The organism is Neisseria sp. P0016.S008 (genome assembly GCF_051957775.1).
GTDB classification, from domain to species: domain Bacteria; phylum Pseudomonadota; class Gammaproteobacteria; order Burkholderiales; family Neisseriaceae; genus Neisseria; species Neisseria flavescens_B.
Map to the genome: position 1 here is coordinate 406,287 of NZ_JBQCWB010000001.1, position 23,417 is coordinate 429,703.

25 protein-coding genes are annotated in these 23,417 nt (G+C 48.5%); 2 read left to right on the forward strand and 23 right to left on the reverse strand.

Annotated features, from left to right (window positions below):
- Positions 1-69 precede the first annotated feature (69 nt).
- The 3 genes from pyrC to ACTHS8_RS01960 form a co-directional block, all read right to left on the reverse strand.
- Positions 70-1,104 carry a dihydroorotase gene (pyrC, locus tag ACTHS8_RS01950; RefSeq protein WP_440372815.1) on the reverse strand — a complete coding sequence of 345 codons (1,035 nt, stop codon included), beginning with the start codon at positions 1,102-1,104 and terminating at the stop codon, positions 70-72.
- Between the two features lie 96 nt (positions 1,105-1,200).
- A complete protein-coding gene (locus ACTHS8_RS01955; RefSeq protein WP_440372816.1) occupies positions 1,201-1,794 on the reverse strand; it encodes an NMCC_0638 family (lipo)protein in 594 nt (197 codons plus the stop codon).
- A 12-nt stretch (positions 1,795-1,806) separates the two neighbouring features.
- Positions 1,807-2,031: a sulfurtransferase TusA family protein gene (locus ACTHS8_RS01960; protein ID WP_003681929.1), complete on the reverse strand. Its 225-nt coding sequence runs from the start codon at positions 2,029-2,031 to the stop codon at positions 1,807-1,809.
- Positions 2,032-2,140: 109 nt separating this feature from the next.
- Here ACTHS8_RS01960 and ACTHS8_RS01965 point away from each other — a divergent pair, with 109 nt between their 5' ends.
- Complete coding sequence (locus tag ACTHS8_RS01965; RefSeq protein WP_440372854.1) at positions 2,141-2,752, forward strand: CNP1-like family protein; 612 nt, start codon at positions 2,141-2,143, stop codon at positions 2,750-2,752.
- Between the two features lie 63 nt (positions 2,753-2,815).
- Here the strand turns inward: ACTHS8_RS01965 and ACTHS8_RS01970 are convergent, their stop codons facing one another.
- Positions 2,816-3,931 carry a porin gene (locus ACTHS8_RS01970; protein WP_440372817.1) on the reverse strand — a complete coding sequence of 372 codons (1,116 nt, stop codon included), beginning with the start codon at positions 3,929-3,931 and terminating at the stop codon, positions 2,816-2,818.
- Positions 3,932-4,317: 386 nt separating this feature from the next.
- On the opposite strand from ACTHS8_RS01970, the gene ACTHS8_RS01975 reads away from it, so the two are divergent.
- Complete coding sequence (locus ACTHS8_RS01975) at positions 4,318-5,064, forward strand: carbonic anhydrase (protein ID WP_440372818.1); 747 nt, start codon at positions 4,318-4,320, stop codon at positions 5,062-5,064.
- Positions 5,065-5,128: 64 nt separating this feature from the next.
- On the opposite strand, the gene ACTHS8_RS01980 is transcribed toward ACTHS8_RS01975, so the two are convergent.
- The 19 genes from ACTHS8_RS01980 to der form a co-directional block, all read right to left on the reverse strand.
- Positions 5,129-6,763, reverse strand: coding sequence for a CTP synthase (locus tag ACTHS8_RS01980; RefSeq protein WP_440372819.1), 1,635 nt, complete (start codon positions 6,761-6,763; stop codon positions 5,129-5,131).
- 124 nt (positions 6,764-6,887) lie between these two features.
- Entirely contained in the window at positions 6,888-8,543 is a 1,656-nt protein-coding gene (locus tag ACTHS8_RS01985; RefSeq protein WP_440372820.1) for an AMP-binding protein, read from the reverse strand.
- Positions 8,544-8,635: 92 nt separating this feature from the next.
- Positions 8,636-9,739 (reverse strand): tRNA 2-thiouridine(34) synthase MnmA, encoded by a 1,104-nt coding sequence (gene mnmA / locus ACTHS8_RS01990; protein WP_440372821.1) that lies wholly within the window; start codon positions 9,737-9,739, stop codon positions 8,636-8,638.
- A gap of 126 nt (positions 9,740-9,865) precedes the next feature.
- Complete coding sequence (locus tag ACTHS8_RS01995) at positions 9,866-10,342, reverse strand: copper chaperone PCu(A)C (RefSeq protein ID WP_004519448.1); 477 nt, start codon at positions 10,340-10,342, stop codon at positions 9,866-9,868.
- Between the two features lie 131 nt (positions 10,343-10,473).
- Positions 10,474-10,857, reverse strand: coding sequence for a diacylglycerol kinase (locus ACTHS8_RS02000; RefSeq protein ID WP_440372855.1), 384 nt, complete (start codon positions 10,855-10,857; stop codon positions 10,474-10,476).
- Positions 10,858-10,925: 68 nt separating this feature from the next.
- Positions 10,926-11,882 carry a glutathione synthase gene (gene gshB, locus ACTHS8_RS02005; protein WP_440372822.1) on the reverse strand — a complete coding sequence of 319 codons (957 nt, stop codon included), beginning with the start codon at positions 11,880-11,882 and terminating at the stop codon, positions 10,926-10,928.
- 115 nt (positions 11,883-11,997) lie between these two features.
- On the reverse strand, positions 11,998-13,659 hold the full coding sequence (gene recN / locus ACTHS8_RS02010; protein WP_440372823.1) for a DNA repair protein RecN: 1,662 nt from the start codon (positions 13,657-13,659) through the stop codon (positions 11,998-12,000).
- A 199-nt stretch (positions 13,660-13,858) separates the two neighbouring features.
- On the reverse strand, positions 13,859-15,874 hold the full coding sequence (locus ACTHS8_RS02015; RefSeq protein WP_440372824.1) for a BCCT family transporter: 2,016 nt from the start codon (positions 15,872-15,874) through the stop codon (positions 13,859-13,861).
- 250 nt (positions 15,875-16,124) lie between these two features.
- A complete protein-coding gene (gene scpB / locus ACTHS8_RS02020) occupies positions 16,125-16,733 on the reverse strand; it encodes an SMC-Scp complex subunit ScpB (protein WP_314588504.1) in 609 nt (202 codons plus the stop codon).
- 69 nt (positions 16,734-16,802) lie between these two features.
- Positions 16,803-17,036 (reverse strand): glutaredoxin family protein, encoded by a 234-nt coding sequence (locus ACTHS8_RS02025; protein ID WP_070461515.1) that lies wholly within the window; start codon positions 17,034-17,036, stop codon positions 16,803-16,805.
- A gap of 147 nt (positions 17,037-17,183) precedes the next feature.
- A complete protein-coding gene (locus tag ACTHS8_RS02030) occupies positions 17,184-17,384 on the reverse strand; it encodes a (2Fe-2S)-binding protein (protein ID WP_003681978.1) in 201 nt (66 codons plus the stop codon).
- Between the two features lie 225 nt (positions 17,385-17,609).
- Positions 17,610-18,488 carry a site-specific tyrosine recombinase XerD gene (xerD, locus tag ACTHS8_RS02035; protein ID WP_440372825.1) on the reverse strand — a complete coding sequence of 293 codons (879 nt, stop codon included), beginning with the start codon at positions 18,486-18,488 and terminating at the stop codon, positions 17,610-17,612.
- Between the two features lie 76 nt (positions 18,489-18,564).
- Positions 18,565-19,008 carry a peroxiredoxin gene (locus ACTHS8_RS02040; RefSeq protein ID WP_003683206.1) on the reverse strand — a complete coding sequence of 148 codons (444 nt, stop codon included), beginning with the start codon at positions 19,006-19,008 and terminating at the stop codon, positions 18,565-18,567.
- A 36-nt stretch (positions 19,009-19,044) separates the two neighbouring features.
- On the reverse strand, positions 19,045-19,680 hold the full coding sequence (locus tag ACTHS8_RS02045) for a deoxynucleoside kinase (RefSeq protein ID WP_049350657.1): 636 nt from the start codon (positions 19,678-19,680) through the stop codon (positions 19,045-19,047).
- Between the two features lie 97 nt (positions 19,681-19,777).
- Positions 19,778-20,266, reverse strand: coding sequence for a 2-amino-4-hydroxy-6-hydroxymethyldihydropteridine diphosphokinase (gene folK, locus ACTHS8_RS02050; protein ID WP_440372826.1), 489 nt, complete (start codon positions 20,264-20,266; stop codon positions 19,778-19,780).
- 15 nt (positions 20,267-20,281) lie between these two features.
- A complete protein-coding gene (locus ACTHS8_RS02055) occupies positions 20,282-20,656 on the reverse strand; it encodes a SirB2 family protein (RefSeq protein WP_003681989.1) in 375 nt (124 codons plus the stop codon).
- A gap of 55 nt (positions 20,657-20,711) precedes the next feature.
- On the reverse strand, positions 20,712-21,281 hold the full coding sequence (locus ACTHS8_RS02060; protein ID WP_049329895.1) for a tRNA (mnm(5)s(2)U34)-methyltransferase: 570 nt from the start codon (positions 21,279-21,281) through the stop codon (positions 20,712-20,714).
- Positions 21,282-21,359: 78 nt separating this feature from the next.
- The gene (hfq, locus tag ACTHS8_RS02065) at positions 21,360-21,656 is read right to left on the reverse strand and encodes an RNA chaperone Hfq (RefSeq protein ID WP_036493792.1); all 297 of its coding nucleotides are present in this window, start codon (positions 21,654-21,656) and stop codon (positions 21,360-21,362) included.
- A 297-nt stretch (positions 21,657-21,953) separates the two neighbouring features.
- Positions 21,954-23,411, reverse strand: a complete 1,458-nt coding sequence (gene der, locus ACTHS8_RS02070; RefSeq protein WP_049331367.1) for a ribosome biogenesis GTPase Der — start codon at positions 23,409-23,411, stop codon at positions 21,954-21,956.
- Positions 23,412-23,417 lie beyond the last annotated feature (6 nt).

Below are 23,417 nucleotides of genomic sequence, written 5' to 3' on the forward strand. Positions count from 1 at the left end.
AACAACAATAAAAAAACAACCTGCCTTTTCAAGCAGGTTGTTTCTTTTTATGCCTTATTGACGGCAAATTTAATATTGCACCGTCCATTCAATCTCACCGCCGGCCCTCATCGGTACAAGCTCACCATCGCCGTAAGGCACGCTGGCAGGAACGGTTTGCGTTTGTTTGACCAAGGTGATGGTATCGGAATTTTCAGGCAGACCGTAGAAACGCGGGCCGTTTTTAGAAGCAAAGGCTTCCAGTTTGTCCAACGCGCCTGCTTTCTCAAACACTTCGGCATAAAGCTCAATGGCGGTCATCGCGCTGAACATACCGGCGCAACCGCAAGCATTTTCTTTGGCAGTCTTCGCATGTGGTGCAGAGTCCGTGCCGAGGAAAAATTTGTGCGCCTTATCGCCGGTAACGGCGGCAACCAAAGCCTGACGGTGGGTTTCGCGTTTGAGTACGGGCAGGCAGAAATGATGAGGGCGCACGCCGCCGACCAAAAGGTCGTTGCGGTTGAGCAGCAAGTGTTGCGGCGTCACGGACGCAGCCACATTATCGCCAGCTTCCAATACCAGTCGGGCGGCTTCGGCAGTGGTGATGTGTTCGAACACGACTTTAAGATTCGGCACTTGCGCCAAAATGGGCTTCATCACGCGCTCGATAAAGGCGGCCTCGCGGTCAAAAATATCGATTTCAGGGTCGGTAACTTCGCCGTGAACCAAGAACAAAATGCCCTGTTTCGCCATTTCTTCCAATACGGGGATGAGTTTGAACAAGTCGGTTACGCCGGAATCGGAATTGGTGGTCGCGCCTGCCGGATAGAGTTTGAAAGCCACAATACCGGCAGCCTTGGCTTCGCGCACGAGTTCGGGTGTGGCGTTGTCGGTCAAATAAAGCGTCATCAACGGCTGGAAGGTACTGCCTTCAGGCAGGGCGGCCATAATGCGCGCTTTGTAGGCTTGGGCATCGTCAACGCTGACGACGGGCGGCTTCAGGTTGGGCATGATAACCGCGCGGCCCATTTGTCGGGCGGTGTACGGGGCAACAGCTTTGAGCGCGTCGCCGTCGCGCAGGTGTAAGTGCATATCGTCGGGGCGGATGATGGTCAGGGTTTGCATAGCTTACTTTCGAGTGGTTTGGTTTGATAATGTTTCAGACGGCCTTTATTCGGCGGAATGGTTTGTATTGATTTGATGTTTCAATCGTCAACCGGCCTAAGGCAAAACGGCGGCCTTATTGTCGTAAGAATGATGGGTCAAATAAAAAACAGCCTGTACCGGAAAATGCTCGGACGACGTTGTTTTGACGGTCAGCAAGGTTTCTTTCGGACTGCCGGGCGCGCGCCATGCGTAGGAAATCTGACGCATAGGCAACGGGGCCTCCGACAAATTATCGGCACGCAACTCAGCGTTCAAACCCTGCGGCGGGTTTTCTGCCAAAGCCAAAAATTGTTTGAAAATCAGATGGTCGTTGGCTTTGGCCGTACGCACGCTGCAACTGTCTTCGGTCAGGCTCAAATAATAATCTGCGCCGTTTACCGTTTTCTTCCAAATACTTAATGCCTCCAAATCCATCATTCCGGCAGGCAAATCGGCAATATCTTTTTTCGACAATAAAACCAGTTTGTTGGCATTGGCAAACTCACCGACAAGGGCGGCATCGCCGTCTGCGGCCACGCAGCTTTGGCGGAACAAGTCGGTTACATTTTGGGCATAATCGGCAGCGTTCTGCGGTGAAACGCCTTCATTACCGCATGCACTCAGGCAGACAGCCAATACAGCGGCAGACAACGCGACGGCTTTAGACATTTCAGACGGCCTTTATTTGTGCTTCAACACCAGCTTGAACACGCCGTCGGCTTCACTCGATTCCAACAAAACATGTCCGGTCTGACGGCAAAACGCTTCAAAATCACCGGGCGCGCCGCCATCGGTGGCCAATACGGTCAGCACTTCGCCTTCCTGCATTTGCGCCAAAGCTTTTTTGGCACGCAAAATCGGCAGCGGGCATTTCAAACCGATGACATCCAGAGTTTGTGTATTCATGATGAAAACTCGTCATATTAATCAGAATTAACGTCAATTATACCGCACTTACTTGCACCCCACCCTGCAAGCCCATAAAATAAAGCCGTTTTTCACTTTGGAGCTGTCTATGCGCCGTTTTGCCCTTCTCGCTCTCAGCCTTGCCGCGACTCAAGCATTTGCTTTGGGTTTCAGCCAAAAGGATACGCTGACCAACACGCGTTATCAGGAAAGCCCTGAAGAAGTTGCCGCACGCGAATTTAAAGAACACAAAGCCGAGTTGCCGCCCCTGCCCGATACCCAATCGGGCGATTGGTTCGACCTCTATGTCAACGAAACCTACGGCAAGCAGCCCAAAATCCTGCTCAGCAGCCTGCAAATCATGCCTGCGCCGGATAACAGCATCCGCTACATCTTAAACGTGCGCTCCGACAAAGGCTACGACAACCTCTCCGTCGAAGGCCTCTATTGCGCCCGCACGTCCTTTACTTACAGCAACGACAAGCGTTCGTCTTACAAAGTATTCGCTTACGGCGACACAGTAAACCACCGCTGGTTCGAGCCGCGTAAAGGTGATTGGAAGCTGATCGGCAATGCGTTCAGCCGCAACGACGCTCTGCACACCGCCCTGTATCAGGCATTCTGTGTCGACGGCATGCCGACAACGGTCGAAGGTTTGGTACAACGTTTGAAAGAACGCGGCGGCCGTCACGGTACAACGCTGACCAACCACGACAAATAAACCGCTTTAATCAAGAAAAAGGCCGTCTGAAATTTTTCAGACGGCCTTGTCTTTCTAGACGGCTTAGAATTTGTGATACAGGCCCACAGAAGCGGCTTTTTGTTCAACGCCGCCTTTGTTGGCTGCAGTCAGACGGGTTTTGTTGCCGACTTTCAGATACGCCAGTTGGGCATTGACGCCGGTACGTTTGCTGAAGGTGTATTGGCCACCGACAACGACTTGGTCGAATTTATCCACCAATTTCTCGCCGCTGTTCACGCCCTTGGCAGGCCAGCCGTGTGCGTAAGTAATGCGTGGGGTGACATTACCCAATTTGTAACCGACAGTTACTGCTGCATCAACCACTTTCACGGCTTCCTCTTTGCCTGAGTCGGTAGTGATGTTACTACCCTTGTACTCATTAAAACCATCGGTGAAATAGCCTAAATATTCGTTGGCTGTCTCATGGCCTTTGGCATAGTGTACGCCGCCGCCGACAAAGAGATTGTCTTTGTCGTAATAAGTTTCGACTTTGGCGATTTGCGCCGCTTTGACTTTGCCTGATTTGTCGGTGTACGCGCCGTTGTAGTGGCCGTAAGCCGCATTGGCGGTAAAGCCGTTTTTAGAGAAGCTCACGCCGCCGGTGTATTGGTCTTTGGCCGGTTTGGTGTGCGTGTATTTGTCTGAAGGATTGCGGTTGTCGCGCGGTGCGTAAGACACGTTGAATTTGAATCCGCCGAAATCCGGGCTGTCGTAGCGTACAGCGGCGTTACGGTTGCCGGTACGAGTAAAGATGCCCAAGCCTGCGGCATTGGTTTTGTACATCCATGGATCGATGGTGTCCATTTCGTTCAGCATATTGCTGAGTTTACCGGCGCGAATCTTACCGAATTTACCTTGCAAACCGATGAAGGAATCGCGATTGGCAAAACCTTGAGAGCCGCCGGTAATGGCCGTTTTTTGTTCAACTTGCCAGATGGCTTTCAAATCGCCGCCCAAGTTCTCGCTACCTTTAAAACCGATACGGGAGGTATTGTCATTGATGCTGGTTGCGGTAGAGCTGGTTTCAGAACCTGCGTCACCTTTGATTTTTACTTGACCAACGGTCACGCTGCTTTTGATTTGACCATACAGAATCACTTCTGCAGAGGCAGCCAGTGGCAAACCGGCAATAACCAAAGCGATAATCGATTTTTTCATTATTCTCTCCAAAACAAAGTTAAAATCTCGTGAAAACACGTTTGGCAATATTAATGTTTTCTAACGATACAAACAACTACTTTCATCTTGATAGACACTTTTATTCATTAGAGTTTAGACTTTTTACAACATTTTTAAATAAAACAGGCCGTCTGAAAAAATTTCAGACGGCCTCTCCCATTCAAAGTCATGGCAAGGACAATCATCCCTATTATTGTAATCATTTAATCAAAAATGATTGCTTGATAAATGTTTGCCATATATCAACCCAATGTTCCCAAATTACCACTATTATTAACTTTCTTTTTATGAAGAAGCTTTTTTATATCAACAATTTATTTTGTATAATTTTTCCTTTTACCTAATATAAATAAATAGGAGTCCTTATGTTGAACAAACATCTCTTTTTATCTTTGCTAATGGCTGTCTCTACTGCAACGGTATCCGCCGAAACCCATCATGCACATTGGTCTTACACAGGTGAAAACGATGCTGCACACTGGGGCGATTTGAGTGAAGACTTTGCTGTCTGCAAAACAGGCAAACAGCAATCTCCAGTGGATTTCTCCACAACAAAAGCAGTAAAAGGCAAACAACTGGCATACCGTTACAACGTCGCCGACTACAAAGTAGAAAATAACGGCCATACCCTTCAAGCCACGCCGCAAGGCAAGGCCCAAACCATCGTGATTAACGGTAAAACCTATACCTTCAAACAATTCCACTTCCATACGCCGAGCGAACATACTTTCAAAGGCAAACATTTCCCAATGGAAGCGCATTTCGTCCATCAAGCCGAAGACGGTACTTTGGCGGTCATCGGCTCTGTATTTAAACCGGGCAAAAACAATCCTGCCCTGTCCGCACTCACTGCCAAAAAACTGAAAGCGGGCGAATCCGTAGCGTTGAAAAACCTGAATATCCAAGCCCTGCTGCCTAAAGATAGCAAGTCCTTCCAACTGAAAGGCTCGCTGACAACGCCGCCTTGCAGCGAAAACGTTACTTGGGTTGTCTTAAAAACTCCGGTTCAGGCAGATGCGGCGCAGTTTAAAGCCATGCGCGACATTATCGGCGGCGAAAACAACCGTCCCGTACAACCTTTAAACGACCGCGAAGTCAATGAAGACAAATAACTTCTAAGGCCGTCTGAAAACAAAAAAAGCACCCGGATAACGGGTGCTTTTTCAATCACATCAATCAGGCTTTTTTGTTACCCAACGCGGCTTTCACAAACGCGCTGAACAAAGGATGGCCTTTACGCGGATTGGAAGTGAATTCCGGATGGAACTGACACGCGAAGAACCAAGGATGATTTGGCAATTCGATGGTTTCAACCAAACGCTCGCGGCCTGCGGATACGCCGCCAATGACCAAACCGGCTTTTTCCAACTGAGAAACATAGTTGTTGTTAACCTCATAGCGGTGGCGATGACGTTCGCGGATATGTTCGCTGCCGTAGATTTTTGCCGCAAGGCTGCCCGGTTTAAGGTCAACTTCTTGCGCACCCAAACGCATGGTACCGCCCAAATCGGCAGATTCGTCACGGGTTTCTACGCTGCCGTCGGCAGTTTGCCATTCGTCAATCAGGGCAACGACAGGCGCGGCGCATTTCAAGTCAAACTCGGTAGAGTTCGCACCCTTCAAGCCTGCAACATCGCGGGCGTATTCGATCAGGGCGATTTGCATGCCCAAGCAGATACCCAAGTATGGTACGTTGTTTTCACGCGCATAGCGTACGGCGGCAATTTTGCCTTCTACGCCGCGTGAACCGAAGCCGCCCGGCACCAAAATCGCGTCCATGCCTTTGAGCATGGAAACGTCGCCATTGCCCTTCTCGATGCTTTCGCTGTCGACAAAGGTAATTTGTACATCGGTTTCAGTGTGAATACCAGCGTGCTTCAGGGCTTCGATCAATGATTTGTAGGACTCGGTCAAATCAACATATTTGCCGACCATCGCGATTTTGACGGTATGTTTCGGATTTTGAATCGCGTGAACGATTTTCTTCCATTCGGTCAAATCGGCTTGTTTGACATTCAGTTGGAGCTGCTCGGTAATGATGCTGTCGATGCCTTGGTTGTGCAGCATTTCAGGACATTCGTAAATGCTGTCCACATCGTAGCTGCCCACGATGGCGCGTTCTTCAACGTTACAGAACAAGGCGATTTTGCGGCGCTCGTCCGCAGGCATTTCTCTGTCCATACGGCAGATCAGGATGTCCGGTTGCAAACCGATGCTCAACATTTCTTTAACGGTATGCTGGGTCGGTTTGGTTTTGATTTCGCCGGCAGCGGCAATGTAAGGAACATAGCTCAGGTGGGCAAACAATGTATTGTTACGGCCGAGCTGGCTGCGCATTTGGCGGATGGCTTCCAAGAAAGGTAAAGACTCGATATCGCCGACTGTACCGCCGATTTCGACAATCGCCACATCATAACCAGCCGCGCCTTCGTGGATACGGCGTTTGATTTCATCGGTAATGTGCGGAATCACTTGTACGGTACCGCCCAAATAGTCGCCGCGACGCTCTTTGGCAATCACGTTTTCATAGACTTGGCCGGTACTGAAGCTGTTACGGCGGGTCATGGTGGCGTTGATGAAACGCTCATAGTGACCCAAATCAAGGTCGGTTTCCGCGCCGTCATCGGTCACGAATACTTCGCCGTGTTGAAATGGGCTCATGGTACCCGGGTCAACGTTGATATACGGGTCGAGCTTAAGCATGGTCACGTTCAAGCCACGCGACTCAAGAATAGTAGCAATAGAAGCGGCGGCGATACCTTTACCCAAAGAAGATACAACGCCGCCGGTTACGAAAATAAATTTAGTCATGATGTGATACCCATGTTGGAATGTATGATTTTAACTTGAAGCAGCATATTCTGGCAAACGGCAAAAGCTTCAGGCCGTCTGAAAACAGCGTTTTCAGACGGCCTTATCATACTGATTCTATATATCAGCGCAGCTCGCGGCGCAGGATTTTGCCAACGTTGGATTTTGGCAACTCGTCGCGGAATTCGATGTCTTTCGGCACTTTATACGCCGTCAGTTCTTTGCGGCAGAAATCGATCAGTTCTTCCTTGGTCAAAGACGGGTCTTTGCGTACGACGAAGACCTTAATCGCTTCACCGGTTTTCTCACTTTTCACGCCGATACAGGCGACTTCCAAGACTTTGTCGTTGCTGGCCACCACTTCTTCGATTTCGTTCGGATATACATTGAAACCGGATACCACAATCAAATCTTTTTTGCGGTCCACCAACTTCAGCCAGCCTTTTTCATCCATCACGGCAATGTCGCCGGTCTCTAAAAAGCTGCGTGCATCGATTGCTTTGGCGGTTTCTTCAGGACGGTTCCAATAGCCTTTCATCACTTGCGGACCGCGTACCCACAATTCGCCCGGCTGTCCGATAGGCACTTCTTTGCTGTCCGCATCGCGCAACTCTATCTCAGTTGAAGGAACAGGCAGGCCGATACCGCCGCTGTAAGCCTCGATATTCAAAGGATTGCAACATACACCCGGGCTGGCTTCGGTCAAGCCGTAAGCTTCCACAATCGGCGTACCGGTGATTTTTTTCCATCTTTCCGCCACGGCTTTTTGCGTTGCCATACCGCCGCCCAAAGTCAGCTTCAAACGGGAAAAATCGACTTCAGCGAAATCTGGACGGTTGACCATCGCATTAAACAAGGTATTCACACCGATGAACACGCTAATCGGCTCTTTTTTCAATTCGCCGATAAACCCCTTCATATCGCGCGGATTGGTAATCAGGATGATTTTAGAACCGGTATTCGCAAAGATCATCAGGTTTACCGTCAAGGCAAAGATATGATAAAGCGGCAACGCGGCAATAACCGTTTCTTTGCCTTCGTGCAGGCTGTTTTTAATCCATTCTTTTGCCTGCAACATATTGGCGCAGATATTGCCGTGACTGAGGACGGCGCCTTTTGCCACGCCGGTCGTGCCGCCTGTATATTGCAACAAGGCAGTATCGTCGCGTGTCAACTCGACTGGTTTGAACGTATTTGCCGCACCTTGCTTCAAGGCCGTCTGAAAAGTCACGGTATTGGGAATACGGTATTCCGGCACCATTTTTTTCACTTTGCGGATGACGAAGTTCATCAACGCACCTTTAATCATGCCGAACATTTCGCCGACCGACGCGACAATCACATGTTTGATTTGCGTACGCGGCAACACCAACTCCAACGTATTGGCAAAGTTCTCCAACACGACAATCGTTGTCGCACCGCTGTCTTTCAACTGATGCTCCAACTCGCGCGGCGTATAAAGCGGATTGGTATTCACTGCCACCAAACCAGCCTGCAAAATACCGAAAAGCGCAATCGGATACTGCAAAACGTTCGGCATCATAATCGCCACGCGCTCACCGCGCGGCAGTTTCAATACGTTTTGCAGGTAAGACGCAAAATCGGTCGCCAACTTGCCCACTTCGGCATAAGTCAGCGTTTTGCCCATGTTTTGAAAAGCAGGTTTATCCGAGAATTTCTCGACACTTTGACGGAATACGTCGCTGATGGAGCTGTATTGAGAGATATCGATTTCAGGGTTTACGCCTTGTTCGTAGCTTTTGAGCCAGAGTTTTTCCATATTGATCAGTCTTTTATTTAGTCGTTTTTTGGAATCGAGGCCGTCTGAAGGCTTTATTTAATCCGCCGCTTCGTTTTCAGACGGCCCTTTTATTAAGCAGTAATGATGACAGGCTTGTCGGTGGACATAATGATACCGCCGCCCAAGCACACATCGCCGTCGTACAGTACCGCTGATTGACCGGGGGTTACTGCCCATTGTGGCTCGTCAAAGACAAGCTCGATGGTTTCATTATCCAAGTAACGCAACGTACAAGGCGCGTCAGCCATACGGTAGCGCGTTTTGCAGGTATAGCGGCCTTCTTTCGGGCGTTCGGGCAATGTGAAACTCAAATCGTTCATAATCAGGCTTTGCGTATAAAGCAAAGGATGGTCATGGCCTTGTACGACAATCAGTTCGTTTTTGGTCAAATCCTTGGCCGCAACAAACCATGGTTCGCCTGCGCCGCCGATACCCAAGCCTTTGCGTTGGCCCAGCGTGTAAAACATCAAGCCGACGTGTTCGCCGACTACTTTGCCTTCAGGGGTAACCATTTTGCCATTATTGGTCGGCAGGTATTTTTGCAGAAATTCGCGGAACGGGCGTTCACCAATAAAGCAAATACCGGTACTGTCTTTTTTGGTTGCAGTCGGTAATTTGAATTCTTCGGCAAGACGGCGGACTTCAGGCTTTTCCAACTCGCCCAATGGGAAAATCGCGCGCTCGAGTTGGAAAGGTTTGAGGCGGTACAAAAAATAGCTTTGGTCTTTGTTTTGATCCAAGCCTTTGAGCAGGTAATGCACGCCGTTTCGAACTTCTTTGCGGGCATAGTGTCCGGTGGCAATGGTATCTGCGCCCTGCTCTATGGCGTAGTCCAAAAAGCATTTGAATTTGATTTCAGCATTGCACAAGACATCCGGGTTTGGCGTGCGGCCTGCGCTGTATTCTTTGAGAAAATAGGCAAATACGTTGTCTTTATATTGCGCGGCAAAATTAACGATGTCGATGTCGATGCCGATGATGTCGGCAACGGCAATGGCATCGAAGGAGTCTTGTTTGATGCTGCAATATTCGTCGTTGTCGTCATCTTCCCAGTTCTGCATGAACACGCCGCTGATTTGATGGCCTTGCTGTTTGAGCAGGGCCGCGGTAACGGATGAATCGACGCCGCCGGAGAGGCCGACGATGATGTTTGCTGGTGTGTTGTGAGTATTCATGAGGGGAATGTGGGTTTTAAATACATTTTTTAAAGCGTGATTTTAGCACATTTTGATTTGACGACAGAAAAGGCCGTCTGTAAGCCCAATGACTTTCAGACGGCCTTTATATGCAAATTCAAGCAATTAGTGCTGATGTGCGCCACCGTGTGCGCCGTGGTCGTGCTGCATTTCGGCTTTAGGCGCGGTTTTCACTTCCAGCTCGACAGTTTGAGGTTTGGCGTTTTTGAATTTCAGGGTTACAGGCACTTTTTCGCCTTCTTTCAATTGTTTTTTCAGACCCATGAACATAACGTGGTAGCTGCCTGGTTTCAGCTCGGTTACGCCTTTTGCAGCCAAAGGAACGCCGCCTTTAACTTCGCGCATACGCATAACACCGTTGTCGTTAATATGGGTGTGTACTTCAACACGTTCGGCAACAGGGCTGCTGCCGCCTACCAAGAAGTCTTGTTTGGCTTCATCGTTTTGGATTTTCATGAATGCGCCACCCATTTTCATACCTTCGACAGTGGCACGTGCCCAACCGTCTTCAATATGGATACCGGCTGCAGATACGGAAGTTGCCAAGCCTGCCAGAATCAGGGTTGCCATTAATTTTTTCATCTTTTGCTCCTTGTGTTTGCCAAATGGCTGGGATATACAGCCTTCATCTTACAGCCGAAGGCCGTCTGAAAACTTTGATATAGATTAACTAATACTATCTAATCCTAATGAATTACCATATTACCACATTTCTAAGCAGTTAATGCAACAATCCAAACAATAAATAACATTAACAAAGCCATCAGTTGCGCGGCCGAACCGGCATCTTTGGCACGCTTGGCCAGCTCGTGTTTTTCAGTAGAAGTATGGTCAACGGCTGCTTCAACGGCGGTATTAAACAATTCGGTAATCAGTGAAATAAACGATGCGACAACAAGCACCATTTTGGTGGCCGAACCGAAATCAAGGAATAAGGCCAAGACAATTAAAATCAGGTTCAACCAAAAAACTTGGCGAAATGCGCTTTCATACCGATATGCGGCAGCCAGTCCGTCTTTGGAATAGCCAAACGCATTAATGATGCGCTTGATGCCGTTTTTGCCTTTTTTCTCGGAAGCGTAGGAAGATAGTTTCATCATATACTCAACATTAGAATGCCGTCTGAAAAGAAACGGTCAAGTCAATTTTCAGACGGCCTTTGGGTTTATTGTTTCGCCCAAGATGCGACGGCATCTGCAAACATGGCAGCAACGTCGAAATCTTTTTGCTTCATGATTTCTTGGAAGCCGGTCGGGCTGGTTACATTGACTTCGGTCAGGTTGCTGCCGATGACATCCAAACCGGCAAGCAAAATACCGCGCCGCTTCAATTCAGGCGCCAGGGTTTCTGCAATTTCACGGTCGCGCTCGCTCAACTCCTGCGCCACGCCGCGACCGCCGGCAGCCAAGTTGCCGCGCGTTTCACCGTTTTGCGGAATACGCGCCAAAGCATACGGAACAACTTCCCCGCCGATAATCAAAATGCGCTTGTCGCCATGTACGATTTCAGGAATATAGCGTTGTGCCATGATGGTGCGTGAATCAAGCTGCATCAGGGTTTCAAGGATACTGCCGATATTGGGGTCGGATTCGGTCAGACGGAAAATGCCCATACCGCCCATGCCGTCCAAAGGTTTGATGATGATGTCGCCGTGTTCTTTCAAAAAGGCACGGACATCGGCGGAACGTGTGGTAACCAAAGTCGGCGCAGTAAACTGACTAAAATTTAAAATCGCCAATTTCTCATTGAAATCGCGCATTGCTTGTCCGCTGTTAAATACTTTTGCGCCCTGCTGCTGTGCCAACGTCAAAAACTGGGTCGCATACAGATATTGCATATCAAACGGCGGATCAGTGCGCATAATGACCGCATCGAAATCTTTTAAGGCCGTCTGAACTTTTGCCTCTGCTTTAAACCATTCATGATCGTCATCACTCTTCGCGCCGACAAACTCAAATGCCGCAGCCTGAGCCACTACCAAGCCTTCACGGACGGACAATTCTCCGCTCAAGGTATGAAAAAGCTGCCAACCGCGCTTTGCCATTTCACGCATCATGGCGTAAGTAGTGTCTTTATAGGTTTTAAAACTTGCCATCGGATCGGCGATAAACAGGACTTTCATCAAAATTTCCTTGTAAACAGACGATATAATCATACCTTGTATTCTACCTGCCTGAAAAGGTGGCAAAATATAGAAAAGGCCGTCTGAATCCTATTTTCAGACGGCCTTGAGGCTTTTAGGCGGCTGCCAAATGCAAGAGTTCGGCGGCATGGCTGCGTGTGGTATCGGTAATGATTTCGCCACCCAGCATACGCGCGATTTCCTCAATGCGCTGATGATGGTTCAAGACGCTGATTTCGCTGACGGTTTGCTCCCCTTCGCTATGCTTGCGGACCTGCCAATGGTTTTCACCACAAGAGGCAACTTGAGGAAGATGGGTTACCGCCAAGACTTGATGTTTTTTACCTAAGGCACGCAAAGCTTTACCGACCATTTCAGCAACACCGCCACCAATACCGGTATCCACTTCGTCAAAAATCAATGTCGGCACTTGCGTGTATTGGCTGGCAACCACTTGCAAAGCCAAGCTGATACGCGCCAATTCGCCGCCGGAAGCCACTTTATTCAAAGGACGGGACGGATTGCCTTTATTCGCCGCCACTTGGAATTGCACCTGCTCTAGACCATGTGCGGTCGGCGAAGACGGCAACAAGATGATGTCAAAACGTGCGCCCTTCATGGCCAAATGTTGCATATGCTCGGTGGTCTCTTCACCCAAACGACCGGCCGCCTGATGACGCATGGCGGAAAGAATATGCGCGGCTTCGTGGTATTCGGCAAGATTGCGTGCGACTGTATTTTCCAAGGCTTCCAAATCGGCAGCCGCGTGCAGGTTTTGCAGGTGCTCGCCGATTTCAGCCAACTTTTGTGGTAACTCTTCCGGCTCAATGCGGTATTTCCGCGCCATGCTCATCAATTCGCCCATACGGCTTTCTTGTGCGGCCAATTCATTAGGATCGATATCGCTGCGACCGGCTACATCGCGCATATTGGCACTGATTTCACCCAATTCTGCTTCAATACTTGCCAACATATTCAGGCTCTCGGCAAAGCGCGGCTCAATGTTTTGCAGATTGCCCAGTAGTTTTTGGCATTGATAGATTTGACGTTGGATGCCGTTATCTCCGTCTATACTGTCGCCTACTTGTTCGGCGGTTTGGAGCAACTCGGCCGAATGCGCCAGACTGTCGTGGCTTTGGCTTAAGGTTTCCCATTCGTTGGGTTTGAGCTCCAATTGGTTCAATTCATTAAACTGCCATTCTAAACGCTCGCGCTCGATGGTCATGGTTTCTACCTGCTCTTGTGCTTCTTGCAGGGCTTTTTTCGCATTGACCCAATTTTGATAAAGCTGTTTGACCGTTTCAGCCTGCTCTTTGCTGCCGGCAAATGCGTCCAACAACTCGCGTTGCGCAGATTCTTGATTCAACGAATGATGGGCATTTTGTCCGTGAATATCGATTAACTGCTCGCCGATGGCTTTCAGTTGCGCCAGTGTTGCCGCTTGGTTATTGATATAACTGCGGCTTTTGCCCTTGGCATCGATAATACGGCGGATGCTGAGCTCTTCCGCATCTTCTTCCAAAAGACCTTGCTCCTGCAGCTGCGCTTTCAGTTCAGGCAAACCACTGATATCGAACAAAGCCGACAACTGCGCTTCTTTGGCGCCGCTGCGCACTTGGCTGTAATCGGCTTTATCGCCCAATAACAGGCCAATCGCATCCAGAGTAATCGATTTGCCTGCGCCGGTCTCGCCCGTCAATACGGTAAAGCCGTTTTGAAAATCAAGATTCAGGTTTTCAACAATGACAAAATCACGCAAAGAAAGTGCCAACAGCATTGCAGTATTCCTTAGTAAATCACCCGCACCTATGCGGAATAGCTTTAGATAAGCTGATTATAACTAAGATTTTTTATAGTTTAAATCAGATTTTTCTTATAATTTATCTAAGATATTTATTTTAAACAAATTATTTTTTAAGCAGGCAATAAAAAGGCCGTCTGAATATTGCTACATGTTCAGACGGCCTAACTTCACTTTACTCTGCCAGATCTACTTGTTCATGCCCCATCAATTCCTGCCCTACTCCGGCAAGCAGGTTCAGATAACGCTCATACTGTTTGAGCATATCGGCAATCAATTCTTTGTGCGTCATATATTGCACATCGTATCCATCGCGCCCATCCGAGAAATACGTCAACGGTATGAACGTTGCCGCATATTTGAAATGAGGCAGGCTGTCTTCGCGAATCAACTGGTCGGTAATTTCCCGCTTTACAGATTTAATCCCATAGACAAAATCCCTTACCGTCCCTTTATGCACCACCAGCTCCACCGACGGCTCATCCTGCTGCAACAGGCAACGGATTTCTACGTCCATATTGTATTTTTCGGTCAATTCGTTTTTCAATTCCTGCATTGCCGGAAGCGCCGTATTTTTCATAAATTTGATGATATCGACTTCCTGCGTCTGATTCATCATTTGGCCAAGGCGTTCCCTCCAATGATCGCCCGACCAGAAAATACTGCTCGGATTGACGGCGGTTGCAAAATAGTTGGCATCGTTGTTCAGGGCTTTCCACAAAGAAACCATCATAAAAATCATCAACACCGCAAACGGCAGAGACGCAATCAGGGTCATGGTTTGCAAGATAGGCAAACCCCCGGCACCCAGCAACACAATAGCCACAGCCGAAATCAACACGCCCCACATAACCGATTGCCACTTGGGCGAAGCCAGCCCTTTATCGCGCGAAGCAATATTGTTCAGCACATAAATGCCCGAGTCGGCAGAAGTGATAAAAAACAGCGAAATCACCAGCAATGCTACCAAGCTGCTGACAACCGGCCACGGCAGATAATTCAAAAAGGCAAACAACAATTTTTCAGGCTCGTTGGTCAAAGCAGACAAAGCGCCGTTTGCCACATGTGTGTCCAGCCACAAGGCTGAATTGCCAAATACGGTAAACCACAAAATACTCATCAGGCTAGGCACTGCCAATACGCCAAAAATAAATTCGCGGATAGTTCTGCCTCGCGAAATTCGGGCAATGAACAAACCGACAAAAGGCGACCACGAACACCACCAAGCCCAATACAACACCGTCCAGCCGGTAAACCATTTTGTATGCTCAGGCTCGTAGGTATATGACTTAAAGCTGAACGAAACGAAGTTACTCAGATAAGTGCCCAAATTGTCGCTGAATGCGAAAATCAAATACGTCGTCGGCATACTCAACAAGACAAACAACAGCAATGACAGTGCCAATACCAAGTTGGTTTCACTCAAAATTTTGACGCCTTTGCCCACGCCCGAAGTTGCGGAAAATATGGCAATCGCCATCACAACAACGATAATGCCGACCTGCAAGACATAGCTGTTGTCCTGCACCCAGCCCATCTTCAACAAACCGGAACCCATTTGTGCCGCGCCAAATCCCAAGGTTGTGATAATACCGAACAAAGTCGCAATCAAAGCCATCACATCGATGGCATCGCCCATTTTGCCGTTGATTTTGTCTTTTAAAATCGGATAAAAGCAGGAGCGCAACGCCAGCGGCAATTTATAGCGGAAACCGAAATACGCCAAGGCAAGCGCAATGATTCCGTAGATTGCCCAGGCATGAATCCCCCAGTGGAACACCGTATGCAGAATCGCCTCTTGCGCATTGCCTTTGGCAATCGGGGAAGAGAAATGCGATAAAGGCTCGGCCACACCAAAAAACATCAAGCCCACGCCCATACCGGCCGCAAACAGCATGGCCAGCCATGATAAAAACGAAAACTCAGGTTCGTCCTCGTTTGTACCCAACTTGATACTGCCGAGGCTGCTGATGGGAAGCGCCAATAAGAAAATAAGAAATACAGAGAAAGTCAGAATGTAAAACCAGCTGACATTTTGAAAGATAAACTGCTTCATGGCATTTAACAAAGCCTCAGTATTTTGAGGCCAAACCAAAGCAGCTGACAAAAGCAAAAGGACGAAGAAAAGCGTAATACCGACCACGCTTGGGTTGAAAGAAGATTTGTTTTGAATGAATTGTTTGAATTTCATATCGGTTCCGTAGTTGATACAGCGCATATTTGAAGAACAAACGGGCTGCCGATTGATAAAGAGGGAAACGTTTCCGTATGCCTTCTCAAACTATTACAGAATGAGAGATATTTATTCTAATAATTTTTAAATTATATCATAAAATCAATAAGTTATTAAAATAGATGAAAATTATATTTAAAATCATGATGTTATACAACAATAAAGGCCGTCTGAAACACGATTGTTTCAGACGGCCTTTACATTCAAATCAGTTAATCAGTCTGCTTCCTGATTCTACTGCTTCTTCAGCCTCCTCATCGCCAGTCGGCGGCGTTTCCATCAAATCAGGCAACACCAGCTCGCCCAATTCAGTCAGTGGCGGCAATTCTTCCAAACTTTCCAAACGCAAATCGCTTAAGAATGTTGCCGTTGTTGCCCACAATGCCGGACGGCCGACAGAATCACGGTGGCCGATAACTTCAATCCAGCCCCTATCCTGCAAAGTTTGCATTACATTTTGCGACACCGCCACGCCGCGTATGCCTTCGATATCGCCACGCGTGACCGGTTGCTGATAGGCAATAATCGCCAGTGTTTCCATCACGGCGCGGGAATAACGCGGCGCGCGCTGCTCTTGCAGGCTGCCCAGTCGTTCAAATGCAGCTTGGGCGATTTGGAAGCGCCAGCCCTCATGGGTATGCACCAGTTGCAAAGCCCTGCCCTGCCAACGGGTCTTCAGTTGCGCCAATACGTCAATCAGCTTGTCTTGCGACAACGGCGGCACGCACAATTCGCGCATGGCTTTTTCGTTTAAGGGTTCGACTTGCGTCAACAGCGCCGCTTCAATCAGCGCATCGGGAGAAAGTTTTTCAGTCATAATAAAATCAATGTTCAGACGGCATAAACAGCCAAAGGCCGTCTGAAAGATAATATGGTCAAAGGTTTGTTACGCGCTCAAATGCGCTTTCAGTTTTTCTTCGTCCAAAAACCAATGGCAAATTTCGGTATCGCCATCCAGCAAAACAGGCACCAGCTCATTGTACTTTTCTTCTAAAACCGGATCGGCATCAACATCGACAATATCCAGCTCAAATCCAAACTGCTCCTGATAAGGCTTTAATTGTTCGCGCATTTTGTGGCACAGGCTGCAATATTCCCGAAACATCAAGGTTAGTTTCATGGCGGTTACTCTCGAAGGGACAAAAGCGGCCATTGTATAGCAAAATGCCTCCAAACCATACAGGCATGACAAAGGCCGTCTGAAGGCGCGAAACGAAATCAAGGATTTCTGTCACGCCTTCAGACGGCCTTTGTGTGTATTCTAAAATTAAGACTGAACGTTAATACCGGCAGTCACGGTATTTTGAGCACTGCTTGCAGTTAAAAACGATGCAGCCAATTCGCCGCAGCAACCGCAACAAGTCGCCACGCCTAATTGAGCCTGTAAATCGCTCATGGTGGTTGCACCGGCGGCGATGGTCTCTTTGATGTCGTGGTCAGTAATGGCGTTGCAGATGCAGACAAACATGATGTGCTCCAATTATTTTGTTACCCTCTGTAATTGAGAGTAGGATTTATTCTTGAACGTAAATATAAATAAAAACGGTTTGCATTGCAATATTGGCACAGCCCTTTTGCTTTGAAATTTTTCTATGGAAATTTATATTCTGATTGATATTTTATAATTTTAAAGTTTGATAACTGTTCAGACGGCCTCAATAAAAAAGCGGCATCTTCGAGATGCCGCCTTTATTTATGAACGGGAATGATGTTCATCGACCATGTTTTTCAAACGGATATTGGCAACATGGGTATAAATCTGCGTGGTGTTGATATCGGAATGTCCCAACATCATCTGGACTGAGCGCAAATCGACGCCGTGATTGACCAAATGCGTGGCAAAAGCATGGCGCAAGCCGTGCGGACTGAGCGAAGCAATACCGGCCGCTTCGGCATATTCTTTGACTATCATCCATGCAAGCTGACGGCTGATGCCGCTGCGTTTCTGACTGACAAACACTTCGTCGCAGATTTTGTTTTTTAGCAACAACGGGCGCGATTCGTTGCAATAGCGTTCTACCCAATATGCCGCTTCCTGCCCCAACGGAACCAAACGCAATTTGTCGCCCTTGCCTATGGTACGGATACTGCCGCGATGTAAATCGATATCACTGAGCGTCAATTTGACGGCTTCGGTCACGCGCAAACCTGTTGCATACATAACTTCGAGCAAGGCTTTGTCGCGCAGTCCATGCGGCGTTTCCACATCCGGCGCAGCCAGCAGCGCGTCGATTTGGGCTTCGGTAATCAGCGTGGGAAGTTTGCGTTCCGATTTCGGCGTTTTGAGAAAACGGGTGGGATTGTCTGCTCTTTGGCCCGTTTCTTCCAGCCAGCCGTACATACGTTTGCAAGCCGACAATGCCCGCGCTTGGGACGTGTTTTTTTCCCCTTCCGCATACACGGCATCAGACAGGGCAAACTCATCGGCACTCAACCAATCCTGCCCGCCCTCGGCCAACCGCGCCGCAACTTTGACCAAATCACGGCGGTAACTTTGCAGCGTATTGTTGCTGAGCCTGTCTTGCAACCAAAGGGATTCAAGCAGTTTGTCTATTAAATCGTCCATATTCATCAAACTGTATTGAAAGGCCGTCTGAACGGCATGACTTTACATCCGTTCAGACGGCCTTAGGTTTTCAAAGCCCTATTTAAGAGGCCTGAGAAATTGTATCCAACACTTCCTGCGCATGTCCGGCCACTTTGACTTTGCGCCACTCATGGGCGATTTCGCCGTTTTCGTCCAGCACAAACGTGCTGCGCTCAATGCCGAGGGATTCTTTGCCGTAAAGCTTTTTCAGCTTGATCACGTCAAACAGTTTGCAGACGGTTTCTTCTTTGTCGCTCAATAACTCAAACTGGAAGCCTTGTTTGGCGCAGAAATTCTGATGCGATTTGACACCGTCGCGCGAAATACCAACAACGGTATAGCCCAATGCTTTGAATTGTTCCAATCGGGCATTGAAATCCAAGCCTTCGGTGGTACAGCCGGGCGTGCTGTCTTTAGGATAAAAATAGACAACCAACGGCAAATGTTCGGCAGAGTTAAAATCGCTGCCGGAAGAAGATGGGAGTGTGAATTGATATTTTGACATATTATTCCTTTCAGACGGCCTAAACCTAGCCTGCATTTATTTTTCGCTTAAATTCAAATAACTGCGCGTACCTTGAAAATCTTCCAATGCGCGTAACAAAAGCTGGAAGTGGTCGTCATTGCCGGCCAAATCCAACTCATCGGCATTGACGGTCAGCAAAGGCGCGCTTTGATACAAATGAAAGAAGTGGCTGTATTCGTCATGCACACGTCCCAAATAGCCTTCGGGAAACAAGCTGATAATGCCTTCGTGACGTTTTTGCAGACGTTTGCGGTTGTTTTCGACGGCGGTTTGCAGATAAATCACCACATCGGGCTCTGCGTATTGCGGCAGAATGCGTTGCTTCATATCGGCAAAAAGCTGCTGCTCGTCATCATTCAAAACGATAGGCGTAAAAATACGGTCTTTTTCCGGCAGAAAATCAGCCACAACCATTCCGCCTTGCGCGCATTGCTCTTCAATAATATTCACGCTTTCAGCGCGGCGCGTCAGGAAGAAAAGCTCGGCAGCCAAGCCATTATTGGAAACATTGCTGTAAAACTTCATGAGAAACGGATTGTGATCCGGATTCTCCGACAACAGCAACGCGCTGAAATGCTCTGCCAAGCGGCGGCTCAAAGCGGTCTTGCCGCTACCGATGGCGCCTTCGACAACAATATAACGAGGATTCATAGTAACTCTTTGTAATGTGTTTCCCAACAATATTTTATAGCAAAAAAGGCGTGTCCAACACGCCCGTTCTTGTTTTAGTCCGTTTTTCAGACGGCCTTTATTCTTTCAACAGGCGAATACCCTGCCCGCCCAAAGCCTGAGCCAAATCAGCCGCACGGCCATGCTCGCCCAACTCAAAATCCGGAAGGATTTCAGCCAGCGGCAACATAACGAAACTGCGCTCATGCGCGCGTGGATGCGGCAAAGTCAGATGCGGGTCATCGCTGCGAATACCGTCAAAATCGATAATGTCCAAATCCAAAGTGCGCGGCGCATTGCGGAAGGTACGTTCGCGCCCAAATTCGGCCTCGATGCGGTTTAACTCTGCCAACAAAGCCACGCCGTCCAATGATGTTTTCACGGTACAAACGGCGTTCACAAAATCGGGCTGATCATCATAGCCGACCGGTGCAGTCAGATACAAGGAAGATGTTTTTTCGAGCCAGATATGCGGATGCGCGGCTAATTCGGTCAAAGCGGCGCGAACCTGTTCGGCAGGATTGGCGAGATTGCTGCCCAAAGCGATAATGGCAAAATGCGGATACATTTCAGACGGCCTCTTTTAAAACGGCAGCGTTTTGGTTTTGGCAAGGAAAACAATCGTGGCAACACACGACATGGCCAAAACGTAGACGATATAGAATTTCGGCGAACGCGGACGCGAACGCATCATAATCATGCCCAACACAATATAAACCAGCAACAGCAGGATTTTCATGCCGAGCCACGGCGCATTGAACGGCGAAAAATGGGTAATCTTCATCAGCCACAAGCCGGTAAACAGCAACATGGTGTCGTTCAAATGCGGCATGGCTTTCCAAATGCCTGCCAACGGCTTCTCAGGATGACGCCAGAGCAGGAAAAAACGAATGTTGAACAACAGAATAGTGATGGCAACGAAAATCTGATGGCTGTATTTTACAAACAGATATTGCATGGCAGTTTCTTATGTTGAGGGTTGAAAAACAAAGCAGCTATTTTACCGCAAACATCTATTTCTGACGCAACTTTTCAATCGCCAGCAGATAGGGCGGCGCATTGCGGCGGTTGACAAAGCCATAGCGTAACACGGCAAAAGCTTCCTGCGGCAAAGTTTCCGCCCATTGCACAATAGCTTCAGCCTCTATTCGGCCGGCTTCATGCCCCGGGTACAATACCGCTACGGCAAGCCCACCCTCTTTCAACAAACCCAAAGTATCCGTCAGCGCACGGATGCTGCTTGCTGCTTCAGTCGTACAGCTTTTATCGCCCCCTGGCAGCCAACCAAAATTAAATACTGCGGCATCTAAAGGCTCGTCGATATAAGATAAAAGGTTTTCATGGCCGTCATGTATCAGGGCTACCCGACCATCTACGCCGTTTTCTTTCAGACGGCCTTGAGTCTGCGCCAGTGCTTTAGATTGCACATCAAATGCCCACACCCTACCCGTCTCGCCAACCAACTGCGCCAACAGCAAAGTATCATGCCCGTTTCCGGCCGTCGCATCCAAAGCGCGGCCGCCTGCTTTTAAGGCTTGTCGTAATAAGGAGTGGGCAAAGGGAAGAATGTTTTCAAGCAGCATGATAAAGGTCGTCTGAAAATAAAAATACCCTACCGCAAAAGCGGTAAGGTATTGAAAAACAGGAATGCGTTACATCATTTATTCGGCAGGTTGTTGCACAGTCTCAACTTGAACCGGAGCAGCTGCGGCAGCGGCTTGAGGTTGCTTGTTTTCGTGTTGCAGGCTGACTGCGCGTGCAGGGACGATTGTTGAGATAGCGTGTTTGTAAACCATTTGAGTGACGGAAGTATTACGCAGCAGAACAACGTACTGGTCAAATGATTCCACTTGGCCTTGCAGCTTGATGCCGTTTACCAAGTAGATTGAAACCGGAACGTGCTCTTTACGCAACGCATTCAAAAAAGGATCTTGTAACATTTGTCCTTTAGCTGTCATATTCTTGAGCTCCATTATTATGATTGTAAAGACGCCAAAATCGGCGTTTGATGGGATTGTAGCCCCGAATAGGATAAATTACCAACTATTTTTTTCTATCACACCGTTTAGGAATCCAGTAATAAGGGAACTTTCCGTCAAACCGACTGTTTCATTTCCATATTCACAACAATCCCAAATCCAAATTGGATGTTTTCTTTAAATTCGGCAAACCCTGTCGAAAATATGCTATGAAGCTCTAATGAGCTGTTTTTCATTATAAAAGGCCGTCTGAAATTGTTCAGACGGCCTTTGTGTTTATTTGCTGAATTGTTTTTTCACGCTGACTTTGGTTTTCTTCTTGAAGCGGTTTTTCTCTTCCTTGCGGCCTTCGCGTTTCTCAATACGGTTGCTCAGGCTGACACGGCGCAACGGTTTTTTCTTCGGTTTGTCTTCCGCATTTTCATACGGGTTTTCCGAAACATTGTATTGAATTCTGAGCGGCGTACCTTGCAGATTGAAGGCCTTACGGAACGTTTGGGTCAGATAGCGTGTGTAGCTGTCTGAAATCGCGTGCAGCGAATTACCGTGTACCACAATCACCGGAGGATTCATGCCGCCTTGGTGGGCATAACGCATTTTCGGACGCACCAAGCCAGCACGCGGCGGCTGTTGACGCTCGATCGCGCTTTGCAATACGCGCGTGATTTTCGGCGTCGGCATCTTAATCATCGCCGCATTATAGGCAGCCTGAATGCTTTCAAACAAACCGTCTATACCGCGCTCTTTCAATGCAGAAATAAAATGGAACTTAGCAAAATCAAGGAAATACAGTTTGCGGTTAATATCGCGTTTCACTTGCTCGCGGCGCTCTTCGCTGATGCCGTCCCATTTATTGACCGCCACCACCAAGGCACGGCCTGCTTCCAAAGCAAAACCTGCAATCGTTGCATCTTGGTCGGCGATATCTTGTTGAGCGTCCAACACCAAAACAGCAACGTTTGCCGCTTCAACCGCCTGCATAGCTTTGATAACAGAAAATTTTTCTACTGCTTCATCCACTTTACCGCGACGGCGCACACCTGCGGTATCGATGATGGTAAACGGTTTGCCTTCACGTTCAAAATCGATATGGATACTGTCGCGCGTCGTGCCTGCCATATCAAAGGCAATCACGCGCTCTTCGCCGAGAATGGCATTTACCAAGGTCGATTTACCGACATTTGGGCGGCCGATTACAGCAAAAACAGGATGTTTCGCTTCTTCCTCTTCCTTTTCAGGCTCAGGGAAGGTTTCCAAAATATCTTCAATCAGATAATACACGCCATCGCCGTGCGCACCTGAAATAACATAAGGGTCGCCCAAAGCAAGTTCGTAGAACTCGGCGGCAAGCACGGCCCTATTGCCACCCTCGCCTTTATTTACCGCCAAATAAACAGGACGCGGGCTTTGGCGCAAACGGTCGGCAATGATTTTATCTTGCGGCGTCAAACCGGTACGGCCATCCACCAAAAACACAACTGCATCGGCTTCATCGACAGCCTGCAAGGTTTGTTTTGCCATTTCGTGCAAAATGCCGCTGTCCACAACCGGCTCAAAACCGCCGGTATCGATGACCAAATAAGGTTTGCTGCCGACTTTGCCATGACCGTAATGGCGGTCACGCGTCAGGCCGGGCAGGTCATGCACGAGCGCATCTTTGGTGCGCGTCAAACGGTTGAATAAAGTAGATTTGCCGACGTTAGGGCGGCCGACAAGCGCGATGGTTGGTTTCATGATTGA

Coding starts and splice junctions, on each gene's coding strand:
- pyrC (WP_440372815.1), bottom strand. CDS start 1,104: ATGCAAACCCTGACCATCATCCGCCCCGACGATATGCACTTACACCTG.
- ACTHS8_RS01955 (WP_440372816.1), bottom strand. CDS start 1,794: ATGTCTAAAGCCGTCGCGTTGTCTGCCGCTGTATTGGCTGTCTGCCTG.
- ACTHS8_RS01960 (WP_003681929.1), bottom strand. CDS start 2,031: ATGAATACACAAACTCTGGATGTCATCGGTTTGAAATGCCCGCTGCCG.
- ACTHS8_RS01965 (WP_440372854.1), top strand. CDS start 2,141: ATGCGCCGTTTTGCCCTTCTCGCTCTCAGCCTTGCCGCGACTCAAGCA.
- ACTHS8_RS01970 (WP_440372817.1), bottom strand. CDS start 3,931: ATGAAAAAATCGATTATCGCTTTGGTTATTGCCGGTTTGCCACTGGCT.
- ACTHS8_RS01975 (WP_440372818.1), top strand. CDS start 4,318: ATGTTGAACAAACATCTCTTTTTATCTTTGCTAATGGCTGTCTCTACT.
- ACTHS8_RS01980 (WP_440372819.1), bottom strand. CDS start 6,763: ATGACTAAATTTATTTTCGTAACCGGCGGCGTTGTATCTTCTTTGGGT.
- ACTHS8_RS01985 (WP_440372820.1), bottom strand. CDS start 8,543: ATGGAAAAACTCTGGCTCAAAAGCTACGAACAAGGCGTAAACCCTGAA.
- mnmA (WP_440372821.1), bottom strand. CDS start 9,739: ATGAATACTCACAACACACCAGCAAACATCATCGTCGGCCTCTCCGGC.
- ACTHS8_RS01995 (WP_004519448.1), bottom strand. CDS start 10,342: ATGAAAAAATTAATGGCAACCCTGATTCTGGCAGGCTTGGCAACTTCC.
- ACTHS8_RS02000 (WP_440372855.1), bottom strand. CDS start 10,857: ATGAAACTATCTTCCTACGCTTCCGAGAAAAAAGGCAAAAACGGCATC.
- gshB (WP_440372822.1), bottom strand. CDS start 11,882: ATGAAAGTCCTGTTTATCGCCGATCCGATGGCAAGTTTTAAAACCTAT.
- recN (WP_440372823.1), bottom strand. CDS start 13,659: ATGCTGTTGGCACTTTCTTTGCGTGATTTTGTCATTGTTGAAAACCTG.
- ACTHS8_RS02015 (WP_440372824.1), bottom strand. CDS start 15,874: ATGAAATTCAAACAATTCATTCAAAACAAATCTTCTTTCAACCCAAGC.
- scpB (WP_314588504.1), bottom strand. CDS start 16,733: ATGACTGAAAAACTTTCTCCCGATGCGCTGATTGAAGCGGCGCTGTTG.
- ACTHS8_RS02025 (WP_070461515.1), bottom strand. CDS start 17,036: ATGAAACTAACCTTGATGTTTCGGGAATATTGCAGCCTGTGCCACAAA.
- ACTHS8_RS02030 (WP_003681978.1), bottom strand. CDS start 17,384: ATGTTTGTCTGCATCTGCAACGCCATTACTGACCACGACATCAAAGAG.
- xerD (WP_440372825.1), bottom strand. CDS start 18,488: ATGAATATGGACGATTTAATAGACAAACTGCTTGAATCCCTTTGGTTG.
- ACTHS8_RS02040 (WP_003683206.1), bottom strand. CDS start 19,008: ATGTCAAAATATCAATTCACACTCCCATCTTCTTCCGGCAGCGATTTT.
- ACTHS8_RS02045 (WP_049350657.1), bottom strand. CDS start 19,680: ATGAATCCTCGTTATATTGTTGTCGAAGGCGCCATCGGTAGCGGCAAG.
- folK (WP_440372826.1), bottom strand. CDS start 20,266: ATGTATCCGCATTTTGCCATTATCGCTTTGGGCAGCAATCTCGCCAAT.
- ACTHS8_RS02055 (WP_003681989.1), bottom strand. CDS start 20,656: ATGCAATATCTGTTTGTAAAATACAGCCATCAGATTTTCGTTGCCATC.
- ACTHS8_RS02060 (WP_049329895.1), bottom strand. CDS start 21,281: ATGCTGCTTGAAAACATTCTTCCCTTTGCCCACTCCTTATTACGACAA.
- hfq (WP_036493792.1), bottom strand. CDS start 21,656: ATGACAGCTAAAGGACAAATGTTACAAGATCCTTTTTTGAATGCGTTG.
- der (WP_049331367.1), bottom strand. CDS start 23,411: ATGAAACCAACCATCGCGCTTGTCGGCCGCCCTAACGTCGGCAAATCT.